The sequence below is a fragment of the Paratractidigestivibacter sp. genome (assembly GCF_963660155.1).
Lineage (GTDB): Bacteria > Actinomycetota > Coriobacteriia > Coriobacteriales > Atopobiaceae > Paratractidigestivibacter.
Window position 1 is genome coordinate 1 of the sequence record NZ_CAVKWG010000027.1, and the last position, 22,232, is coordinate 22,232.

The window sequence follows — 22,232 nt, forward strand, 5'->3', positions numbered from 1 at the left end:
CCGCGCGGGAAAAACTGCCGCTATCCCGGCTTTTGTGCGCAAAGGGCCGCGTCGAAGCTCACGAACGGCGGTCGATGCGGCGTAAAGGAGTCGCCGCCCGCGTGACCGCGGCCCCAAAAACGCAAAAACGCCCCGCATGCCGTGAAGCATGCGGGGCGCCTTAGCGCGAACTCATCGTCGGGCTCGCAGCCCAAACGCAGTGTTAGTCGTTCTTCTCCACGCCGCGCATGATGGCCTTGTAGAGTTCGGTCAGCGGAATGATGAGGAACGCGATGCCCAGAGCAGTCAGGATGCCCTTGGCCTCCAGCGGGTCGACGTTGAAGAACATCTGGGCGAGCGGCTGGACCATAACCACGATGAGGGTCAGGACCAGGGCAAGGACGGCGGCGCCCCAGAGCCAGAGGTTCTGCTTCTTCATGGCAAAGAGCGAGGTGCGGCGGCTGCGCATGTTGAAGCAGTGGAAAATCTCGACCATGTTCAGCGTGATGAAGGCCATCATGACGCCCTCTTCGTCGGCGGAACCGGCGATCATATCGGCGATGTGGATATAACCCATGTCGAAGTACACGCCGGCAAAGAAACTGGCAAGGACGAGCACGGTGATGATCAGGCCCTGCACGATGCAGTCGAGGCCCATGTGGTCGGCGAAGACGCCGTCGGAAGCGTTGCGCGGCTTGCGCTGCATGATGTCGCCCTCGGCCTCCTCCATGCCCAGCGCCAGCGCCGGGAAGCAGTCGGTGACGAGGTTGACCCACAGCAGCTGCACAGGCTGGAACAGCGTGAAGCCCACGAGCGTGGCGGCGAAGACCGAGAAGACCTCGGCCAGGTTCGCGGAGAGCAGGAACTGAATCACCTTGCGGATGTTGTCGTAGATGCGACGGCCCTCTTCGCACGCGGAGATGATGGTGGCGAAGTTGTCGTCGGCGAGGACCATGTCGGCCACGTTCTTGGTGACGTCGGTGCCGGTGATGCCCATGCCGACGCCGATGTTGGCGCGCTTGATGGACGGGGCGTCGTTGACGCCGTCGCCGGTCATGGCGACGATCATGTCCTTGCTCTTCCAAGCCTCGACGATGCGGGTCTTGTGCTCAGGCTGAACGCGGGCGTAGACGCCGTAGTTCTCGATCTTGGAATCGAGCTCCTCGTCGGACATCTTGTCGATCTCGGCGCCGGTGATGGCCTGGCTGCGGTCCTCGACGATGCCGAGGTTCTTGGCGATGGCCACGGCGGTGTCGATGTGGTCGCCGGTGATCATGACGGTGCGGATGCCGGCGGCGTGGGCCTCCTCGATGGCGGGGGCGACCTCAGGACGCTCGGGGTCGATCATGCCGGAAAGGCCGCAGAAGGTGAGGTCGTGCTCGAGGGCCGAGGCGGAGAAATCGGTCGGCTTCTCGGTGTAGTGGCGACAAGAGAGCGCGAGCACGCGCAGCGCCTGGTCGGCCATGGCCTTGTTGGCGGCGAGGATCTCGGTGCGCTTCTCGTCGGTCAGAGGAACGATCTCGCCGTTCTCGTAGACGGAGGTGCACAGGCCGAGGACGACGTCGGGGCCGCCCTTGGTGAACTGCTCGTACTCGTTGTCGAGGGTCTCGACCACGACGGACATCATCTTGCGTCCGGAGTCGAACGGGGCCTCGCCCACGCGCGGATGCTCGACGTCTAGGCTGGTCATGCCGGCCTTGGCGGCATCGTTGACCAGGGCGCACTCGGTCGGCTCGCCCACGGCCTCGCCGGCCTCGGCGTCGAACTTGGCGTCGGAGCACAGCGCCATGCCGGCGACGTGCTTCTCCTCGGGGGCGCACAGGTCGTGCTTGACGACGGTCATCTTGTTCTGGGTCAGGGTGCCCGTCTTGTCCGAGCAGATCACCTGAGTGCAGCCGAGGGTCTCGACGGCGGACAGGTTGCGGATGATCGCCTGACGCTTGGCCATCTTGGTGACGCCGAGCGAAAGGACAATGGTGACGACGGCCACGAGGCCCTCGGGGATGGCGGCGACGGCCAGCGAGACGGCGACCATGAATGTGTCGATCATCGACATCGGGTTGGCCATGACGTTGCCGATGCCGCTGCGCAGGATGTCGACCACGAAGATGACCACGCAGATGGCGATGACCATCTTGGTAAGGATGTGGGACAGCTCGTCGAGCTTGACCTGCAGCGGAGTGAGCTCCTCCTTGGCCTCGGACAGGGCGCCGGCGATCTTGCCCATCTCGGTGTCCATGCCGGTTGCCACCACGACGGCGCGGCCGCGGCCGTAGACGACGGTGGAGCCCATGTAGCACATGTTCTTGCGGTCGCCCAGCGGCACGTCGTCGGCGCCGCCGAGGTCGATGGCGTCGGAGTGCTTCTCGACGGGCACGGACTCGCCGGTAAGGGCGGCCTCCTCGATCTTCATGGAGGCGCTCTCGAGCACGCGGCAGTCGGCGGGCACGGAGTCGCCGGCCTCGAGCAGGATGACGTCGCCGGGGACGAGCTCGCTGGAGTGCAGCATGACGAGCTTGCCGTCGCGCATGACCTTGGACTGGGCGGCGCTCATCTCCTGCAGGGCCGCGAGGGCCTCCTCGCTCTTGGCCTCCTGGATGACGCCGAGGGCGGAGTTGATGATGACGACCGTCATGATGATGATGACGTCGGCGAAGTCGATCTCGCCCTGGATGGCGCCGGTCACGGCGCTGATCACGGCCGCGACGATAAGCATGATGACCATGGGGTCGGCCATCTGCTCAAAGAAGCGGATCCACAGCGGGGTCTTCTCCTCCTCCTTCAGCTTGTTGGGGCCGTGGGCCTCGAGGCGCTTCGCGGCCTCGGCGGCGGTAAGGCCGGCTTCCTCGTCGGTGCCCTGCTCGTGCAGGACATCGGCTGAGCTCGACAGATACTCTTTCATGCGATTCCCCTCCTGGGTTCTTTCCTGCGGCCGGCAGATTGATGCCCGATCATAATTCCCAGGAGAAGGGCAAGGGCTCATCAAGGTTGCCGTGCCGGCCGCGCTTACAAAAGCTTGCTTATTCTACCGTAGCCGATGACTGTTGTTTCGCTTCATTTTTTGGTGCAGAAGAGCAGATAAACGGCCGCGGCAAGAGGCACCGTGACCATCATGCAGGGATAGAGGGAGCCAAGCCCTCCGGTCGCGATTACGGCGCCGCCCACGATGGGCCCGAGCGACATGCCGAGATCGAAGCCCATGTAGTAGGTACTGTTGGCGAGCCCGACGTCGCTCGGCGCCGCGAGCTTGACCGCCGCGGTCTGGCAGACCGAGCACATGAGGCCGTAGCCGCCCGCCGTGCACACCGCTGCCGCAACCAGCGCCGCGTTATCCTGGACACGCCAAAGGAGCGCGAAGGATGCGAGCGCGCAGGCGCTGCCCGCCGCAAGGAACCTCCCCATGCTCACCGTATCGAGTACCCTCCTTAGGCCGAAGCGGAGCGCAAGGAGGGCCGCGGCATAGACCGGGAAGAACAGGCCGACCGTCGTGGCCGGCGCGCGGCCGGCCACGTAGCTCACGATGAACGACTGCGTGGCCGTGTACGGCAGCGTGAAGAGCATGACGATGAGCGCGACCGGCACGACCGACGGCGCCACGAGACGATACCCGCGGCGCTCGCTTGGCGTCGCCGAAGGCGCCCCCAGATCCGGGACCAAAGCTGCAAGCACAAAACAAACCGCAGCTAAAAACCCTGCGCACACAAACGCCGCACGATACCCGAGAGCTCCTTGGACGGCTAAGCCGAGCGACGGCCCAACCGCCATGCCAAGCGCGTTCATCATGCCGAAAAGCCCCATGCCCGCCCCCACGCGGTCACGCGGAAGCAGACTCGCGAGCCACGACGACATCGCCACGGAGCACAGCGAATACCCGACGCCGTTGGCCACGCGAAAGGCGACGAGAACCGCCGGAGCCCACGCCGCCGCATACCCGAGGCAACTCGCAGCCATAAGGAGCGACCCGCCGAGCGCCATGCGGCGCTTGGGGAGCCGGTCCACGAGGTTTCCGGCGACGGGCCGCACAAAGAGCGAGGCCAGGTTCGTGACGCCGCCGATAAGCCCCATGAGCACGGCCGACGCCCCCAGCTCACCGGCAAAACCTGTGACCAGGGGATTCACGAGCATGGGGCTGGCAAGGTAGAAGAAGCTCGCAGCGAGGATGATCGCCACGTCGTGCTTCCCCGCCGACCCCATGCCCGCGTCCATTGCCGCTAGTCCTCGCCCCAGAACTGGTCGCCAAGGATCTTGACGCAGACCTTCGTGATGGTGCCGGGCTCGGCGCCGTCGCACACCAGGTTAGGCATATGGGCCTCGCCGATCATGAACAGCGCGAAGTGGCCGTTCTTGAGGGTGCCGTCAATCAGGTCGTGGTTGTCGGGCGTCTCGTGGCCGAAGCCCTTGTCGCCCTCGACGTCGAACTCGCCGGTGTACTCGATCTTGCCCGGGGTGGTCTTGAAGTTCTCGGCGCCCTCCAAGTCGATCTGCACGTCCATGTACCTGCGGTGGGTCTCGAAGCGCCCGTTCTCGAAGGCGCGGGTGTTGGCGTTCATCTTGTTGATGAAGACCTTCTTGCCCAAAATCTCGGTGCGTCCGAGCGGCAGGTCGTTCAGGTCGTTTTCGCCCAGCCAATCGATCAGGACATCAAGGCCGCGGAAGAGGCCGCGATAGAGTCCGATCTGTCCAAGTCCGTCGTAAATCATTGCATCTCTCCTTTGAGTTGGGGGGTCCGAGGCCGCGGTCCCAGGCCGATGACTAATGAGCGCCCACGTCGCCCGAGGTCGGGTTGTAGGTGCCCTCGCCACGGGTCTTGCCCATGATGTCCGCCTCGGTGAGCTTGACCCACTTTACGCCCTGACGCGTGCGATACGCGTACGCGCAGTGAATGGAACCGTCAACGGTCTGGATAATCGTGGGGTACTCGTACTGGCGGTTGTTGAACTTGTTCTCGTCGCCCACATAGCCCTCGCCGCGCTCGATGTTGCGGATGAGCGGGAAGGTCTTGCCGCCGTCCTCGGAAAGCGCGATGGAGACGGGGTTGCGCAGCGCCGGCCACGCGCCCTTCTTGCCATAGGTGGCGGGGGCGGAGTTGTGGTTGTAGATAAGCGCGATTCGGCCGCTCGAGAGCTTAGTCACGCCAATGCCAGAGTTGTTGTTGGGCAGCGGGGTCTTCTCGGGGACGGTCCAGGTATCGCCGTAGTCGGTGGACTCGCTGCGGTAGACGAAGTCGGCCTCGCGGGAGCGCATGAAGGCCACGAGGTGACCGTCCTCGAGCTCCACGACGCTCGGGTGGACGCGTCCGGAGGACTCGGGCACATCGACGCGGCGCCAGGTCATGCCCTGGTCATCGGAGATGGCGAAGGCCGACGGGTCGCCGGCAAGGCCGCTCGCGGAGTCGGTGCACAGCCACAGGCCATAGATCCAGCGGCCGTTGGAGAGGATCTGGACGCACTGGCGCGCGAAGGTGCCCTCCTCGGGAAGGACGACCTCGGGCTCGGACCAGGTCTTGCCGTCATCGATGGAGACCTGTTTCTTCACCACGGAGGTGTACTGCATGTTGTCCTTGCCGGGCTGGCGGCCGAGCTGGGAGGTGTACATGGCCCAGATCTCGCCGTTGGGGTTCAGAAACAGCGACGGGTTCTGGTCGGAACGGTCGTCATTGTGGCTGATATAGGTCGGCTCGCTCCACTTGTCGGAACCCTTCTCGAGGCGGGAGACCACGATGTTGATGTCGGTGTCGCCCTCATAGGTGCCGGCGAACCAGCAACACAGGATAGTGCCCTCGGGGGTCTCGAGGAGGCCGGGGCCGTGGGCGGTCTTCCAGGGGCCGGGGTTCACGAAGGCCTCGGTGAGCTCCATCTCCGAGTCGTAATAGACCTGGCCGTCGGGCGTGAGCCCGGGGAGGGTCTGAATGGACATGTCGGTTCCTTTCTCTTACGGCGCCGCGGCGCCCCTACACTGACTATACGAGGCGGTATCCCGCCAAAGCGCCTTATTTGCCGTCGTTGGCAAGAGAGCCGTCCGGACGGCGCGACCAATGCCTCACGATGTCCCAGCCGTGCTCGACCTGCGCGAAATCGACGGCGTGCGGCATGCGCTCCGTGGCGACGAGGTGGTAATACACCGGAGAGGCGTCGTCTGAGGAACGCCAAGTTTGCTCGACCATGCGCTCCCCCACCCGTTCGCAGGTGTCGGACGCAAAGCCGGTCGGCGTTCCCGCGCCAAGCGAGAAAGCCTCGCCCGAGGCGTCGTAGCCGAGCCACCAGGTAAGCGTCTGCGGCCAAAGGCCGGCGTCGTCGGCAGCCGCTGGCCAGAGCCTCCCGCGATCGAAGCCGACGCCGTCCAAAAGGCCAACGAACTGCACGATGGGCATGCGGTAGTTGAACAGGGCCTTCTTCTTGCCGGCGAGCTCACAGGCGGGCGACGCCTCGGCCCCGTTGGGCTCGATGCCGCCGACAATCGACGAAGACCTGAACTGCAGCACCATCTCGCGCGACTCGTCGAGGGTGCGCAAAATGCCCATAGAGGGGCCGTTAAGCGCCACGACACCGGCGAAGACCTCCGGATAGGCGGCCGACAGGGCGTTAGCGAACATCGAGCCCATCGAGAAGCCCGAGAGATAGACGCGCGAGCGATCGACCGGGTGAACCTCGTCCATGTGGTCGATGAGCGCGAGGATATAGACCATGTCGAGCGGCAGGCGCGGGTCGTTCCAGACATTCCAGCGCATCTCAGCGGTGGCATCGGGAAAGACCACCATAAAGCCGTCACGCGCGGCCAGGCTCCCCCACCCGCTCTGCTCGGCGCCATAGGAGCCGCAGCAGTTAATGCCGTGCAGGTAGATGACGAGCGGTGCGGGGCTATCGCTCGCAGCGACGCTTCTGGGCACGAGCTCGTGCCATGTGCGGGGACAACCGTCGACGAGCCCGAGCGAGCAATCGTCCACGTGCGACACGTAGCCCTCGCCGACAAAGTCGGTACGCGGCTGATAGGTGCCGAAGACGTCGTTTCTCCAACGACGGGTCACCGAGAACATCTGCTCCCAGGCGCGGGCGACCTCGCCGGCAGAAAGGCCACCACCTGAAGCCTCAGGCGCCTCGCCGTTGGCCCGGAAAAGCCACTCCTCAAGCGTCGCGTCTTGCTCGTACAGCCATGCTACCTGCGGCGCCTTTGCCTCCGGGGGCAAGAAACCCTCAGGCAGGCGCCCGACCATCACGGCGGCGGCGTCCATCGGCCGGCTCGCCGCGAGCATCATGGCCATGGCGGAGGATTGCGCCGAGCAGGCCAAGTGATAGATCATGCCGTTGAAGCCCGCCACGCCCACCGACGACTTCGGCAGCGCGGCGAAGCACCGAACGATAAAGTCCGCGTCGTCCTCGCGCGAGGAATCGGCCGCGTAATTCCAGCCGCTCTCCAAGGGCTCGGGGAACACGACGACGAAGTGCCGCTCCTCCGCGAGCGCTGCCAGGCCGAGGCAGTCCAGGGCCTCCCGCGCGCTCGTCTCGCCGGCCTCGTCGCGCAGGACCATGAGGACCTGCGTCTGCTTGGCGTGCGGGCAGCCCGACTTCGGGGCGTACACGAGCATCGAACGGTCGGAACCGACCGCGACCTCGACGTTGTTCTCGGGGTTGAGGGCACCGGAGGTCGAGCCGCTCACCTGCTCGCGCACAAGGCCGCCGCCCAAGGCAGACCGCTGGACCAGGGGTTCGAAATCGTTTCTCATGACTCGAGCACCTCCACCTTACATGACCCCTCAGGCCGACGGAACCTCTTCATGAACTCCCAGGCGGCGCGCGCCTCATCGGCTATGGCGCCGTGGGGCAGATCGCGCACCTCGGTGATGCCAACGCGGGGACAACCCTCGGCATCCATAAACACGCGCGAGGTCAGACGATCGCCCTCGGCGTAGCCGAACTCCTTGAGGTAGTGGTTGTCGCCGTCCCAGACGACCGCATCGTCGCCGCAGCAACCGTTCGGCGCGAGCACATGCGCGAGGTCGCCCTCATGGTCGCGGCACTGGGGGCCGTCGGCGGAGCCGAAGCAAATCCAGAAGGGCATCTCGGCCGCGCTGCGCGCAAAACCCTCGGCAAAGACATGGTCGCCCATGCCACCAGCGGCGACCGCCTCTAGGCCCGGGCCGTTCCACGACGACGCGGCGGCGAAGTTCTCGGGGTGGGCCGTCGCCTGTTGTGCGGTGTACACGGCACCGTTCGAGAAGCCCGTGATGTAGACGCGCGAGGCATCCAAGCCAAAGGCCCCCACGGCGTCGGCCGCGACCGCGGCCGCGACTCCGGCGTCGCGTGAATCCATCCAGATGTTTCCCGGCGAGTCGGGCAGCGCTACGGCAAAGCCCCTCGTCTCGTCGGCAAGGCGCTCCCAGCCGTTCTTGTCGGAAAAAATCCAAGCGGGCTCTCCGCGACCATGGATAGAAAGAACGAGCGGCAGGTCACGGGCATCGTCTGTCGACATCCCGCACGGAAGGTGGAGCGCATAGGGATACTCGATGCCGCGCAGGGTCACCGAGCGGTGATGATATGTATTGCCCACGTCGAACTCCGCGGCGGTGTGGTGCCAAGCAAGGCGGCCGTCGGGGCCGCTCTTCCAGCGGATCGCATGCGAGAGATAGTCGAGCGCGCGGGCGGCGAAGCCCTCCTCAGCCGACATGTCATCGGCGTCGACGCGAACACAGCCCTCCGGCGCCCCGCGGCGCGCGAGGGCGGCCACGGTCGCCTCGTCGGCGGCCTCTCCGATAAACCAAACCGCCACCGGCACGTCTTTGTTCGCGGGCGCGGCGTAGAACTCGGACGGCTCGGCAACAAACCAATGGTCAGAAGGCTCATTGAGCACGGAAAAGTCGCTCATCTGGCCGCCTACGAGCACGCTCGCCGCGCAAAAGCTTGGGTGCGCCGCCACGTAATCGGCCGCGAAGCACGCGCCTTCGCCGTAGCCAACGAGGCCGAGAAGGACCTCCCATACCCAGGCAACGTCGTTCTTGCCCGGTATGCCGCGACCCTCAGCGACGCGGAAATAACCCCTGGCCTCGCCATAAAGGCTGTGGAGAAGGCCTTTGGGAGCTGCGGCCCAGCCACCAGGGACGACGGGCGCCACGAGCGCCGCGCCGCCGTCCTCGACGGCCCGGACCCAGCCGCTCGCACGAGCGAACTCGGTCGTCGCCTCGAGCGTCTCACAGGAGCCCGCCGGTGCGCACAAGAAGACAAGCCTCACGGGGTCGGTCCCGGCCTTCGCCGAGATGTAGGTGAAGCACTCACTCAAGGACACGGGACCTCCCTCACGGTCGTGTGGCCAAAGACGCATGGCAAGGGGGATTTAGCGCTTGCAAAGCCACTCCGAACAGGGGGAGCTCGAAGTGGCCTTGCAAGCGCTGCCCGCCCACCCCCAGCGGACGGGCAGCGACCCAGGAAAGGGGCCTTACATCGGGAAGATCAGGACCGCGCCGAGCGAGAGCGCCGCGATGCGGATAAGGTACATCGGGATGGTGAACTTCCAGAACTCGCTGAGCTTGTAGTTGCCCATGCCGAAAATCATCGCGGGCAGGCCGTCGACGGGCATGTAGCCGCCCTGCCAACCGGAGATGACGACCGCAGCGGCAGCGGCGAGCGGAGAGACACCGAGCTGCATGCAGGTGGCGACGGCGATCGGCGCGAAGATGTACACGGAGCCCATGTTGGAGCCTGTGAAGGTCGCGCAGGTCGAGGTCAGGATGGAGAACAGGAAGACAATGACGAACGGGCTCATGCCGCCGGCGGCACCGGCGACGGCGTTGCCGATGAGGGCGGTGAGGCCGGAGTCTGCAAGGGCGTTGGCCACGGGGATGACGCCGGCCATCATGAGGACGACGGGGGCGAAGATGCCGTCACGGAACTCTTTCCAGGTCACGACGCCGGCGAGCATGAGGATGAAGGCGGCGATGCCGGGGAGCACGTAAGCAAGGTTGCCGAGGGTGTTCATGAACATCATGCATACGACGGTGGCGAAGAACAGGACGACGGTCAGGGTCTCCTGGCCCTTGCTCATCGTGACGATCTCCTCCTCGCGACGGGCCTTCTGCTCGTCGGTGGCGGCGGCGATCTCGTGATCGGGCAGGAACTTGAAGCCCACGAGGGCGGCGACGATGAAGCCAACGGAGAGGGCAAAGGTGACGAGCGAGAAGCTCACCATGGACACGTCGGAAGCGGCGCCGGCCGACTCGAGGACGGTGACCATAACGCCGTACTGGAGAGCGACGTTGATAGGGATGAGCGGGTGGTTCGTGGCGAAGCCGAGCGGCATCAGGAGCTTGGAGGTCGGGAGCTTCTTGTTGTACGGAAGCGTGGCCACGAGGGCGAGGATGAGGACGTAGTAGCCCGTGGAGCCGCCGCCGGCGAGCGAGGCGCCGAGCATGACAACGATGATCAAGGCGACGTAGCTCATGAAGCCGCCCTTGTTGACCAGGTCGGACATGGCGTCTTTAACCTTGGCGATAAGACTCGTCTTCTGGACGGCGGCCATGACGACCATGAAGAACGCGATCATCCAAACGCTGGCGTTGGTAAAGCCGGCGAAGGCGTAGGGGACGTCCCACTGAACTTCCCAATTGGCACCGAAGATGGTGCCGCATGCCACGAGCAGGCAGCTCGCGAAGATCGGCGGCGCGCCGAACGGCATGATGTCGAACATGATCAAGACGAGCATGATGACGAGAACGGCAAGGGCCAGAATCATCTGCAAGGTCATCTCAATCACTCCTTCCTTCCTTTGCCTCATCAAAAATTGATAAGGCTCGCCTAAGCGGCCGGGCCCATCCCGGTCGCAAATTACCTTGTATGAGCAATCAGATACGACTGCCATTTATGCATCAAGAAAAGCGTTGCAGCTAAATCGACGCTGGTATGCAGGGTGCCGGCCGGGGCAGATCTGTCGGAAAGGAGGGGCGCATGGAGCCCGTCCCCGGCCGGCACGCGATGCCGAAACTTAGGCCTGTTCAGCCTGGGCCATCCTGCCTGCGGCCATGCGCAGGGCGTAGTCGATGGCGTTGACGAGGGAGAGCTCGTTGCTCGTGCCCTTGCCGGCGAGGGCGAAGCCCGTGCCGTGGTCGACGGAGGTGCGGATGATGGGAAGCCCGAGCGTGATGTTCACGCCCTCGACGGCCTTCCAGCCCTGCGCCTCGCGGTCGTAGACGAAGCCGAGGACCTTGGTGGGGATGTGACCCTGGTCGTGGTACATGCACACGGTGATGTCGTACCAGCCACCGTTCATCTCGGAGAAGACGGAGTCGGGCGGAATCGGGCCGACGGCGTCGATGCCCTCCTCCTGGGCCAGCTTGATAGCGGGCTCGATCTCGTCGGCCTCCTCGGTGCCAAAGAGGCCGTGCTCGCCGCAGTGCGGGTTGAGCCCCGCGACGGCGACCTTCGGCTTCTCGATGCCGAGGTTTCGGCACGCCTCGTTGGCGAGCTCGATGACCTCGAGGACGCGCGGGGTCTTGACGCGGTCACACGCCTCACGAAGCGAGCAGTGCGTAGAGACGTGCACGACGCGGAAGTCGTGGTGGGCGAGCATCATGCAATACTTCTTGGTGCCCGTGTAGGTGGCGTAGATCTCGGTGTGGCCGTCGAAGTGCATGCCCTGCGGCGCGAGGGCCAGGTTCATGGCCTCCTTGTTGAGAGCGTTGGTCACGGTGGCGTCGACCTCGCCGGCCATGGCGAGCTCGATGGTCTTCTTCACGGACTGGAACGCGGCGTTGCCGCCCTCCACGGAGACCTCGCCCACCTTGAACTTGCTCACGTCCTCGATGAGGTCGAGCTGGTAAACGTCGATGGTACCGGCCTCGAACTTGGCCTCAGAGACCGAAGAGACGGGATTCACGCGAATCTCGGGCATGCCGACGAAGCCCTTGGCCTGCTCGATCATCTTGGCGTCGCCCACGACGATGGGGCGGCAGCGGTCATAGAGCGTGGCGTCGGCGAGCGCCTTGACGGTGATCTCGGGGCCGTTGCCGGCCGGGTCGCCCATGGTGATGCCGACGATAGGGAGCTGGTTCGTCATTTAGCACACCCCCTTCGCCTTATCGGCGTCAAGCGCGGCCTGAAGGGCCTCGATGCCCTCGGGCGGCAGGTAGTTGAACGGGGCGCGGCACTTGCCGACGGGGTAGCCGAGCAGGTTGACGGCTGTCTTGACCACGGTATTGGGGTTGCCGTACTTAAAGCAAGCGCGTAGGTTGGCCACGTTGCCCTGGCAGGCCTCGGCGGCCTCGAGGTCACCGGCCACGAAGTTGTCGTAGATGCCGGCCATGTTGGTCGGGTACACGTTCGCGCAACCCGCGATGGCGCCCTTGGCGCCGGCCTTGAGGGCCTTGAGAATCAGCGCGTCGTTGCCGGAGAGCACGCCGAAGTCCATGCCCTTCGTGAGCTCGATGTAGGCGGAGAGGTTGTCCCAGTCGCCGGAGGAGTCCTTGGCGCCCACGATGTTGTCGATCTTGGCGAGCTCGACGACGGTCTCGGGCTCGATGGCGTTGCCGGTGCGCATCGGGATGTTGTAAAGCACGATCGGCATGTTCGGCACGGCCTCGGCGACCTTGGTGTAGTGCTCGATCAGCTCGTGCTGGGAAGCCTTTGCGAACGACGGGGTGATGACGGAGAGGATGTCCGCGCCAGCGGCCTCGCCCATCTTGCACTGCTCGATGGTCTCCTTGGTGGACATGCAGCCGGTGCCGGCGTACACGGGCACGCGACCCGCTACCTGGTCGATAACGGTCTCGAGAACGAGCTTCTTCTCCTCGCCGTTAAGGATGTAGCCCTCGCCGTTGGTGCCGAATGGGAAGATGCCGTGGATGCCGGCGGCGATCTGCCGGTCGACCTGGGCGCGAAGCTCCTCGGTGTTGACGGTCTCGTCCTCATTCATCGGCGTGACGATGGGGACGATGATGCCCTTGAGCTCTGCCATTGCGCTTTCCTTTCTCGCTAGTCCTTGCCGAACTTGGTTTTGAATGGGTGCCTAGAGGATCTGCGCATAGAGGGCGCGGGCGTCCTCGAGGGTGACCTCGCGCATGTTGTTGGTGAGCAGGCGCTGGACCTTCATGCCCGCCCCGGCGAGCTCATCGACGCTGGCGTCGGTCACACCAAGCTCATCGAGCTTCTTGGGGATGTTAAGGTGATCGACGATTTGGTCCATGCGCTCGATGACGGCAGCGGACTTCTCCTCGACAGTCGTGGCGCCGGCGTGGATGGCACGGTCGTAGGCGGCGGCCAGGCGCTCGCGGATGGCCGGCTCGTTGAAGTGCATGACCGGGCACAGCAGGATGGCGTTGGAGACACCGTGGGCGATATGGTACTTGCCGCCCAGCGGGTAAGAGAGCGCGTGGACCGCGGTGGTGCCGGAGGCGGTGATGGCGATGCCGGCGTAGAAGCTGGCGATCTGCATGGCGCGCTTGGCGCCCATGGCCTCGGGGTCATCGCAGGCAGCCTCGATGTTGTTCATGATGAGATCGAAGGCCTCCAGGGCGAAGATGTCGCTGAAGGGGTTGGCCTTGTTGCAGGTGTAGCACTCGATGGCGTGGCAGAGGGCGTCGACGCCGGTCGCGGCCGCGATGGAGCGAGGGAGGTTCTTGATCATGTTGGCGTCGAGCACCACATAATCGGCGATGAGGCCGTCGTTGACGATGCCGACCTTGAGCTCCTCCTCGGGCACGGCCACGATAGCGTTCGGAGTGGCCTCGGCGCCGGTACCGGCGGTGGTGGGAACGGCGATCATCTTGATCTTCTTGGAGGCCTGGGTGGGGTCGGCGAGAAGGTCGTGGACGGTGTACTCGTCAGTTGCGCAGACGCCCGCGAGCTTGGCGGAATCCATGACGGAGCCGCCGCCGACAGCGATGATGGCGTCGGCACCCAAGCCCTTGACCTGATCGACGACGTTCTGGACCTCAGAGTAGGTGGGCTCGGCGGGGATATCGTCGATGATGGCGGCCTCGGCGCCGGCGGCCTTCACGGCCTCCAGCGTGGGCTCGACGAGACCGAGCTTGCGCAGGCTCTTGTCGGTAAAGACGACGACCTTCTTGGCGCCCTCCTTCTTGAGGGCGGCGGCCATCTCCTCGGTGGGGTTCTCGCCGCCGAAGACGACCTTGGGAAGCCTCAGGGAATACTTGCTAAGCATTGCGCAACACTCCTTCTACTTTGTGCCGAGTTGTGCCATCTGGACGAGCAGCTCATCATTGCCGAAGCCGCCCGACTTGGATGCGATTACGAGGTCGTCGGCGCCGAGGCCGACCTTAAAGGCGACGACACCGTCGGAAACCTGGCCCAGAGGCGAGAGCTCCGCGACCTTCGCCTGGGCAAGGAAGCTCGTGAGAACGTCGCCGCCCGTGACGAGCGCGCGGCCGCGGACGCCCGCGGCGCAGATGGCAGCGAGAAGGCCGCCGATGTGATCGGAAACCACCTGGCGCACATCAGCGCCCTCAGGGATAAGCGACGAGAGATCCTCGAGACCGGAGCCGTTGACCACGGTGAGGGGGTTGGCCGCCCAAGAAGCGTTGACGGCCGCAACAAAGGCGCGGCCATCGTCGCCGCAAAGCCAGGCGTCGTCGGACTTCTCGGTCTCGGCGATGTGGAACACGCGGGCGCCGGACTCCTCGGCGAGGTCGCACTGGCGGCGAGAGACGTCGTTCACGCTGCCGCAGACGACGAGCAGGTTGCCGGTAAAGGCAGGAGTGGCCTGGTCAGCAGCCTTGTCGGCCTCCATTGAGGCGAGGGAGCTCGCAAGCCCCGCGCATCCGGCAAGAACACCGGCGTCGCGGGCGGCGTCGATCTGCTGGATGCGGGAAGCCACGTCGCCATCGGTCTGGGCGTCGTAGACGACGATGCCCTCGAAGTCGCAAGGCACGGGCTCGCCGGAGCGGACCAGCATTGTCGGGACCTCGGACTGCAGGGCAATGACCTCGCGGACATCCGAGACGGTCACAGGCTCGAAAGGGTCGCGGCCAAAAACGCTCTCGCTCACAGGGACGCCGTCGACGTAGTGGACGCCGCCGCAGGTAACGCGGCCCATCGCGGGGAGCGCAGGGATAAAGTGCAGGCGGGGCTCGCCGGAGGCTTTCAAAGCCGCCGCCAACTCAGCGCCGATGTTGCCGCGCAAGGCCGAATCGGTCTTCTTCACGATGCGGCGAACGCCGGCCTTCTTGGCTGCCGAGACGAGCGCGTAAACGTGCTCGGCGGCTTCAGCGGGGGCCATATGGCGAGACGCGGTGTTGACACAGAGAGCGCCGTCGGTCGACGCGAACGCACCGTCCATCGACGAATCGTCAACGAGAACGTGGGCGCCTTGGGCAAGCAAGCATACGCCCGAGTCGAGGGTTCCCGTCAAATCGTCGGCTATGAGCATCGTCTTTGCCATTTCTCCTCCTTTCGTCTACACATGATGAAGATTTTGTTAGCCATAAGAAATGTGTCGAATCCAAAAATACCGTTACAATTTGAAACGGTTTCTTGTAAATGGCTGTTTCAAATTTGGACGGTGAATCATGGCGCTGTATCGAGCACTGTTCGTGGCCCCCTACCCCGGGCTAGCCGAGGTCGCACGTTCCGCCGCAGAGGACTTTCCGGAAATCGACCTAACCGTTCACGAAGGCGACCTGCAGGAAGGGCTCGAAGCCGCGCTGCGCGTCTTCGGCTCCGACTTCGATGTCGTCATCTCGCGAGGCGGCACGGCGCAGATGCTCGAGGATGAGTTCACGGTTCCCGTCGTGGAGGTCTCGGTCTCGAGCGCGGACCTGCTCCATGGCCTCGCCATCCATAACCCACGCGGCGAGCGCTGCGCCGTCGTCGGGTTCTCCAATACCCTTAAGTCCGTGTCGCAGGTCGCCGACTTCTCCGACTTCGACCTTGATGTATACAGCGTCAACTTCGACGACGAGCTGCCGCTCGTGCTGCAGGACATTCTTGCCGGCAACTATTCGGTGGTCCTCTGCGACAACTTCGCGGTAAAGAAATGCGCCGAGCTCGGCATAGAGGCCCACCTGCTCGAGAGCGGCCCGGAGAGCGTCCGCGACGCGCTCGAGCGCACGCTTTTCTTTTGCCAGCAGGTCGAGGCCCTCCAAGACAAGAACCACGTGCTCTGGGACATCCTCAAGAGCCAAAGCTCCTCGGTCACGATGTTCTCCGCACCGGGGCGCCTTATGTACTCCAACCTCGAGGAAGGCCGAAGCGAGCTTCTCGCCTTCATGCGAGAGCACCTCGACGACCCCGCGCCGGCAAAGCTCACGCTCAGACGCGCGCGCAAAATCTACCGCCTCAACATGATTCGAAGCGGAAACGGCCCCGCAGAAGTCGTGTCGTTCAGCGTCTCGTCCTCAAACATCCCGTCAAGCGAGAACCTCGTCGGCATCGTGCGCCTCAACCGCGACGAGGTCGAGAAGCGCTACCGCGCGAGCGTGTACAAAGCGGTCGGCGCCGGTGAGCAGAGCACCGCCTTCATCTCCCGCGCAAGCCGCATCGAGAAACCCGTGATGCTCGAAGGCGAGATCGGCTCCGGTAAAGCGCAAATCGCCGCCCTGCTCTACCTCAACAGCAACATGAAAAACCGCCCCTTCGTGGTCATCGATTGCTCGCTTCTCATCGACAAGAGCTGGGACTACCTTCTCAACTCGACGGGCTCGCCGCTCTTCGGCCAAGACGACACGCTTTACTTCAAGGCAGCCCACGCCTTGAGCGACGACCGCCTTAGGATGCTGCTCGACCTGATACGGCGCACGGGCGCGGCAGAGCGCTGCCGCTTGATATTCTCGGCGAATGACGACGCAGCCGGTGGCGAGACGGCCGGCATCGCGTCGATCGTCGAGCAGCTCAGCTGCTTCGTCTTTACTGCCCCCTCGCTGCGAAAGCGTGCCGACATCGCCCAAGCGGCACGGCTCTTCGTAGCCTCTGAGGCACAGCGGATGGGCATCGAGCCCCCCACCATCACCGACGAGGCGGCAGAGATTCTCGGGCGGCATACGTGGCCCAAGAACTACATCGAACTCAGACAGGTCATGCAAAGGTGCATGGCGTCTTCGGCGGACATCATCAACGCCGAAATCGTGCACGACGCCCTCGGCCGCGAGCAGTCCACGCTATTCTCCTCGCTCGCCACGCCCGACGCCTCCACCTCTATCGAGCTCTTGCGCCCCCTCAAGGACACCGAGCGCGAGATCGTGCAGATGGTGGTCAAAAAACTCGGCGGCAACCAAACGGAAGCCGCACGTATCCTCGGCCTCTCGCGCACAACCATCTGGCGCATGCTCAAATAACTAGTACGCCTATTTAGCGCCGCTTTTCCGCCTACCGAGCACCGTTACCAATGACTGCTTCCCTTGGCAGGCGACGGAAGCCCGCCAATGGTAACTGGCTCGGGCGGCATGCGCGGGGATGCGACAAGAAAGGCGGCGAATCATAAAGCCGGCGACTCGCCGCCCGGAACGATTTGCGGCCCGTGCCTGTCACCCGTGGCAGGCCGAACGGCCGACGCTAATCGCTCAATTAACGCGACCCCTCGGGACGCGCGGAAACCGTCTGGAACAAAATAACCTCCCGCCCCAAAATAGGGACGGGAGGCCTTTGTCGCAATCACAGGAACCTGGCCCTTAGGCCTCATCCCAGAACTCATCGGCCAGAAGCTTGAAGCAGATCTTCCTGACCAGACCCGTCGTCACGCCGGCGGGCACCACGGTAGGCATGTGAGGCTCACCGGGGACGAACACGACGAAGTGACCGTTGGCGAGGCTTCCCTCAATAACGTCGTCGTTACCGTCCGCAGCAACGCCCAGGCCGGCATCCACCGACTCGTCGAACGGGGTGCGGACCTCGATCTTGCCGGGCGTCACAAAGAAGCGCTCTTCGCCCTCGAGGTCCATCTGGACATCGATATAGCGACGGTGCCACTCGTATTGACCGTCAGCGGGCTCGCGGGTCGTGGCCTCCATTACGTTGGCAAAGACCTTGCTGCCCAAAATCTCGTTCTTGCCGAGGTCGAGCTCGGCCGGGTTGTTCGCGCCCAGCCAGTCGATCAGCACGTCAAGCCCGCGAGAAAACCCGCGGTAGCGCCCAATGTTGCTTAAAGAGTCGACAATCATCGGGTGGCTCCTTTGGCCGAATCGGCAGGCAGCTTACTGCACCTGCGCGACCATGGCGAGGTTGGTGGAGGTGGTGTAGTCGCCCTGGCGCGGGGAGGTCTGCGGGTCGCCGGCGGTCAGGATGACGATGTCGCCGCCCTCGACGACCTTGTTCTGCTTAGCGGTGGTCAGCGCGTTGTAGAGCGTGCCGGTAAGCGAGCCCTGCTCGGTGGTGCGGAAAGCGTAGACGCCCCAGTAGAAGCAGGTGCGACGAATGGCCTCCTCGGAGGGGGACATGGCGTACAGCGGCACCTTCGGACGGAACTTGGAGACCAGACGGGCGGAACGGCCGGAGTGGGTCGGGACGATGATGCACTTGGCATCGACGCGGTCGGCCATCTCAACGGCGGCGAAGCCGGTGGCGCCGTTCACGTTGCGCACGCCGCGGCGATCGTAGTAGTTCTTGTTCTCCTTGACGAACTTCTCGGTCTCCTTGCAAATGTCGGACATCGTGCGGACAGCGTCGACGGGGTACTTGCCAGCAGCGGTCTCGCCGGAGAGCATGACACAGTCGGTACCGTCGTAAACGGCGTTAGCGACGTCGTTGACCTCGGCGCGGGTCGGGCGCGGGTTGCGCTGCATGGAGTCGAGCATCTGGGTGGCGGTGATAACCGGCTTGTAGTGCTCGGCGCATTTCTTGATGATGGTCTTCTGGATGTGCGGAACCTGGGCGGCCGGAACCTCGACGCCGAGGTCGCCGCGGGCGACCATGATACCGTCGGAGACGTGCAGGATCTCCTCGAAGTTCTGGACGCCCATGGCGCTCTCGATCTTCGGGAAGATCATGACGTTGGGGGCGCCCATCTCGACGCAGATGTCACGAATCTGCTGGACAGCGCCGGCGTCGCGGATAAAGGAAGCGGCGATGGCGTCGATGCCGAGCTCGCAGCCGAACATGATGTCGGCGCGGTCCTGGGCAGTAACGGAGGGCAGGCCGACGTTGACGTTGGGGACATTGATGCCCTTGCGCTCGCCGATCTCGCCGCCGTTGGTAACGACGCAGTACATATCCTGGCCCTCGACGTGATCGACCTCAAGGCCGATGAGGCCGTCGTCGATCAGGATGACGGAACCCTTCTCGACCTCGGAGGGGAGGTTCAGGTAGTCGAGGGAAATGTGCTCGGAGGTGCCGTGGAAGTCCTCGGAGGTCTCCTGGGCGGTCACAACCAGGGTGTCGCCGGTCTTGACGGTTACCTTCTGGCCGCCCTCAAGCAGACCGGTACGAATCTCGGGGCCCTTGGTGTCGAGCAGGATAGCCACGGGGATACCGAGCTCGGCGGAGAGGTTGCGAACCTTCTCGATCATGGAGCGGTGATACTGGTGGCTGCCGTGGGAGAAGTTGAAGCGGGCGACGTTCATGCCGTGAAGGATGAGCTGACGCAGGACCTCCTCGTCCTCGGTCGCAGGGCCCATGGTGCAGACGATCTTGGTTTTCTTGCTGTAAGCCATGTTTTCCTCTTTCTAGAAAGACTTGTGTTCAAAGACAGATATGGAAACGTGGTCGCTTATTTCCCCTAGCAAACCACGGAGCGGTCGACGAATTCCGTGCCGTTTTCGAGGGCGCGCGCATTATCAAGAGTCACGCGCGCGATTTCGCTTAATGCCTCCTTTGTAAAAAATGCCTGGTGAGAGGTCATGACAACGTTCGGGAACGAACACAGGCGGCTCGTAATGGAATCCACAATCTCGCCGGAGAGGTTCTTGTATACATTCGGCCCCTCCTCGTCGTAGACGTCGAGGCCCGCAGCCCCGATTTTTCCTGAGAGTATGCCGCGGATAAGGGCCTGTGTATCGACGAGGCCCCCGCGTCCGGTGTTCACAAAAATCACGCCGTCCTTCATCTTCGCGATGGACTCGTCGTTGATCATGTGGCGACTATCGTCGTTGAGGAACGCATGGAGCGAGATGAGGTCGGCGCGCTCAAACAGCTCGTCGTAAGACACATATTCGTCGATGACGCCGTCCTCTACCAGCTGCTGGTTCGGGTAGAGATCGGCGCCTAAGACCCTCATGCCGAATCCTTTGCAAATACGGCAGAACGCGGCGCCGATGCGGCCGGTGCCCATAACGCCCGCCGTTTTCCCGTGCATCGTCTCGCCCACGAGCCCATGAAGCGAGAAGTCGTTGACCCTCACGCGGTTGAAGCCGCGGTGAATTCGCCGGTTGGCGCAAAGGGCCAAGCCCATGGCGTGCTCGGCCACGGCCTCGGGCGAATACGCCGGCACACAGGTGACCTTGATGCCCAGCTTCTTTGCGACGGCAACATTAACCGCATCGTAGCCGGCACAGCGCATAAGCAGCATCTTTACGCCCACATCCGACAAAAAACGAAGCGTCAAGGGGCCGGCATCCGCATTAACGAACGCGCAAACAGCGTCATAGCCACGAGCAAGCGCCGCAGTCACAGGGGTGAGGTTGCTCTCGATGAAATCAATCGAGATCTCGGGGTAATCCTTGAGTTCTTTGGTAAAGGAGTCCTCATCGTAACTCGCTGTCCCATAGAACAGAATCTTCATCCTCAAATGACCTCGCAGACGCATGATGCCGCTGTAATTACCAGACTCTCTCGCAGACAAGTATAAATCAGGCGAGCGGTAGGTAACTCGACGGTAGACGGACGTTCTAAACAAATTTCAATGTGAAGGGGTATTGCTATTCACAAATCCAATAGCAAACTGAGCAGGGCTCAAGCTCACTGCCGCCCCCAAAGTCGTGCTCGACGCCAGAAATCAGGTCCGTGCCTCGCCCGCACTGAGCGTCGAAGTGAACCGTCGCTTTCTCACTCGAAGCGTTGACAGCCACGATGACGCGCTCGTCCTCAAAAGCGCGCTTAAAGACCAACTGCTGTGGAGCAACCTGCAGCTGCTCGTAACTTCCCCACACGATCGACTTCGATTTAGCCCTCGCCTGGGCAAGTTGCGCGATCCAGTCGGTAAGGTCGTTCCATTCGGGCGCATCCAATGCGGGGCGTAGCTCGTGGTCGCCGAACTTCTGCTCGCCCTTGATCCCCCACTCGCTTCCGTAATACACACACGGAACACCGGCCATACCAAAGAGCAGGCCATACAGCGGCTTAAGCTGCTTCTTGTCGTCAAGCTGAGTGGCAATGCGAGGCACGTCGTGGTTGTCGACGAAGTCGAGCAGGTGCTTGCCTGTATACAGGTCCCACGGGTGAGATCCGCTCTGTCGTTCGAGGGCGTAAGCGACCTCATGCATGTTGGACGAGTTCATCGACGACCAAAGACCCTTGTAGCACTCGTAGTTGGTCACCGTGTCGCAAAGCTCGTCGCCCATCCATTGGTTGTAGTCGCCGAACATCGTCTCGCCGAGCAGCAGGAACTTATCGCCACGCTTCTCGGAAAGCTCGTTTGCGATGCGCCGCAGGTAGCCGAGGAAGCCCCGGTCCAGGCAATAAGCCACATCGAGCCTCAAGCCATCGATATCGAAATCGCGCTCCCAGTCTCGGATTACGTCGGCTAGGTAGTTGTTAAGATCAAAGCAGTTGTGATTCAGCTTGATCAGATACGGCACGCCTTGCCACGTCGAGTACGAGAACCCGTCGTTCCACTCGTTGTTGCCGTTCCAGTCGATCTCGAACCAGCCGGCATAAACGCTGTCCCAGCGCTTCTCCTGTACGTCCTTGAAGGCCCAGAAATCGCGACCCACATGATTGAAGACTCCATCGAGCAGGACCTTAATCCCCTGCTCGTGGCAAGCGGCCACAACGTCTGCAAGGTCTTGGTTCTCGCCAAGCCTGCAGTCGACCTTCGTGTAATCGCTCGTGTCGTAGCCGTGAGAGGTACTCTCGAACACGGGGTTCAGTATGAGGCAGGTAACCCCGAGTTTCTTCATGTGGTCGATCCAGCCGTCGTCGATCAGTTTACGAAGCCGATGCACGACGACGCCGTCGTTCTCATAGGGCGCCCCGCAAAGCCCGAGGGGATATACCTGATACATAAAAGAAGGCTCAAACCAGCTCATAGAGAATCCTTTCGCTTAAGGTTTCTCGAGTATATCAAGCCCCCTGGACACAAATAGAGCCCCATGGTCTCCCATGAGGCTCTAGAAACAGAAAACGCCCCTTGTTGGACGGCGGCGTCCTGCTCTCCCACGGACTGCTCCG

The 22,232-nt window shown here is 63.3% G+C and carries 16 protein-coding genes; 1 reads left to right on the forward strand and 15 read right to left on the reverse strand.

Annotated elements, in window-relative coordinates; translation table 11 throughout:
* Positions 1-202 precede the first annotated feature (202 nt).
* The 11 genes from U5709_RS04595 to U5709_RS04645 form a co-directional block, all read right to left on the reverse strand.
* Positions 203-2,881 (reverse strand): cation-translocating P-type ATPase, encoded by a 2,679-nt coding sequence (locus U5709_RS04595; protein ID WP_321970579.1) that lies wholly within the window; start codon positions 2,879-2,881, stop codon positions 203-205.
* A 152-nt stretch (positions 2,882-3,033) separates the two neighbouring features.
* The gene (locus tag U5709_RS04600) at positions 3,034-4,185 is read right to left on the reverse strand and encodes an MFS transporter (RefSeq protein WP_321972900.1); all 1,152 of its coding nucleotides are present in this window, start codon (positions 4,183-4,185) and stop codon (positions 3,034-3,036) included.
* Positions 4,186-4,190: 5 nt separating this feature from the next.
* Entirely contained in the window at positions 4,191-4,679 is a 489-nt protein-coding gene (locus U5709_RS04605; protein ID WP_321970577.1) for a YhcH/YjgK/YiaL family protein, read from the reverse strand.
* A gap of 52 nt (positions 4,680-4,731) precedes the next feature.
* Positions 4,732-5,895, reverse strand: coding sequence for a sialidase family protein (locus U5709_RS04610; RefSeq protein WP_321972901.1), 1,164 nt, complete (start codon positions 5,893-5,895; stop codon positions 4,732-4,734).
* Positions 5,896-5,968: 73 nt separating this feature from the next.
* Positions 5,969-7,699, reverse strand: coding sequence for a PHB depolymerase family esterase (locus U5709_RS04615; protein WP_321970575.1), 1,731 nt, complete (start codon positions 7,697-7,699; stop codon positions 5,969-5,971).
* Positions 7,696-9,255, reverse strand: a complete 1,560-nt coding sequence (locus U5709_RS04620) for a PHB depolymerase family esterase (protein ID WP_321972902.1) — start codon at positions 9,253-9,255, stop codon at positions 7,696-7,698. The genes U5709_RS04615 and U5709_RS04620 overlap by 4 nt, the downstream gene beginning before the upstream one ends.
* Positions 9,256-9,405: 150 nt before the next feature.
* The gene (locus U5709_RS04625) at positions 9,406-10,710 is read right to left on the reverse strand and encodes an SLC13 family permease (protein ID WP_321970590.1); all 1,305 of its coding nucleotides are present in this window, start codon (positions 10,708-10,710) and stop codon (positions 9,406-9,408) included.
* Between the two features lie 237 nt (positions 10,711-10,947).
* A complete protein-coding gene (pdxA, locus tag U5709_RS04630; protein ID WP_321970573.1) occupies positions 10,948-12,018 on the reverse strand; it encodes a 4-hydroxythreonine-4-phosphate dehydrogenase PdxA in 1,071 nt (356 codons plus the stop codon).
* A complete protein-coding gene (dapA, locus tag U5709_RS04635) occupies positions 12,019-12,915 on the reverse strand; it encodes a 4-hydroxy-tetrahydrodipicolinate synthase (RefSeq protein ID WP_321972903.1) in 897 nt (298 codons plus the stop codon).
* A 51-nt stretch (positions 12,916-12,966) separates the two neighbouring features.
* Complete coding sequence (locus U5709_RS04640; protein WP_321972904.1) at positions 12,967-14,121, reverse strand: iron-containing alcohol dehydrogenase; 1,155 nt, start codon at positions 14,119-14,121, stop codon at positions 12,967-12,969.
* Positions 14,122-14,136: 15 nt separating this feature from the next.
* On the reverse strand, positions 14,137-15,357 hold the full coding sequence (locus U5709_RS04645; RefSeq protein WP_321972905.1) for a four-carbon acid sugar kinase family protein: 1,221 nt from the start codon (positions 15,355-15,357) through the stop codon (positions 14,137-14,139).
* 127 nt (positions 15,358-15,484) lie between these two features.
* Between U5709_RS04645 and U5709_RS04650 the strand changes: the two genes are divergently transcribed.
* Positions 15,485-17,248: a PrpR N-terminal domain-containing protein gene (locus tag U5709_RS04650; protein ID WP_321972906.1), complete on the forward strand. Its 1,764-nt coding sequence runs from the start codon at positions 15,485-15,487 to the stop codon at positions 17,246-17,248.
* A gap of 333 nt (positions 17,249-17,581) precedes the next feature.
* Here the strand turns inward: U5709_RS04650 and U5709_RS04655 are convergent, their stop codons facing one another.
* The 4 genes from U5709_RS04655 to U5709_RS04670 form a co-directional block, all read right to left on the reverse strand.
* On the reverse strand, positions 17,582-18,070 hold the full coding sequence (locus tag U5709_RS04655) for a YhcH/YjgK/YiaL family protein (RefSeq protein WP_321972907.1): 489 nt from the start codon (positions 18,068-18,070) through the stop codon (positions 17,582-17,584).
* A 33-nt stretch (positions 18,071-18,103) separates the two neighbouring features.
* Complete coding sequence (gene pyk, locus U5709_RS04660; RefSeq protein WP_321970567.1) at positions 18,104-19,558, reverse strand: pyruvate kinase; 1,455 nt, start codon at positions 19,556-19,558, stop codon at positions 18,104-18,106.
* 65 nt (positions 19,559-19,623) lie between these two features.
* Positions 19,624-20,625 (reverse strand): 2-hydroxyacid dehydrogenase, encoded by a 1,002-nt coding sequence (locus tag U5709_RS04665; protein ID WP_321970566.1) that lies wholly within the window; start codon positions 20,623-20,625, stop codon positions 19,624-19,626.
* A 136-nt stretch (positions 20,626-20,761) separates the two neighbouring features.
* Complete coding sequence (locus U5709_RS04670) at positions 20,762-22,090, reverse strand: alpha-amylase family glycosyl hydrolase (RefSeq protein WP_321972908.1); 1,329 nt, start codon at positions 22,088-22,090, stop codon at positions 20,762-20,764.
* Positions 22,091-22,232 lie beyond the last annotated feature (142 nt).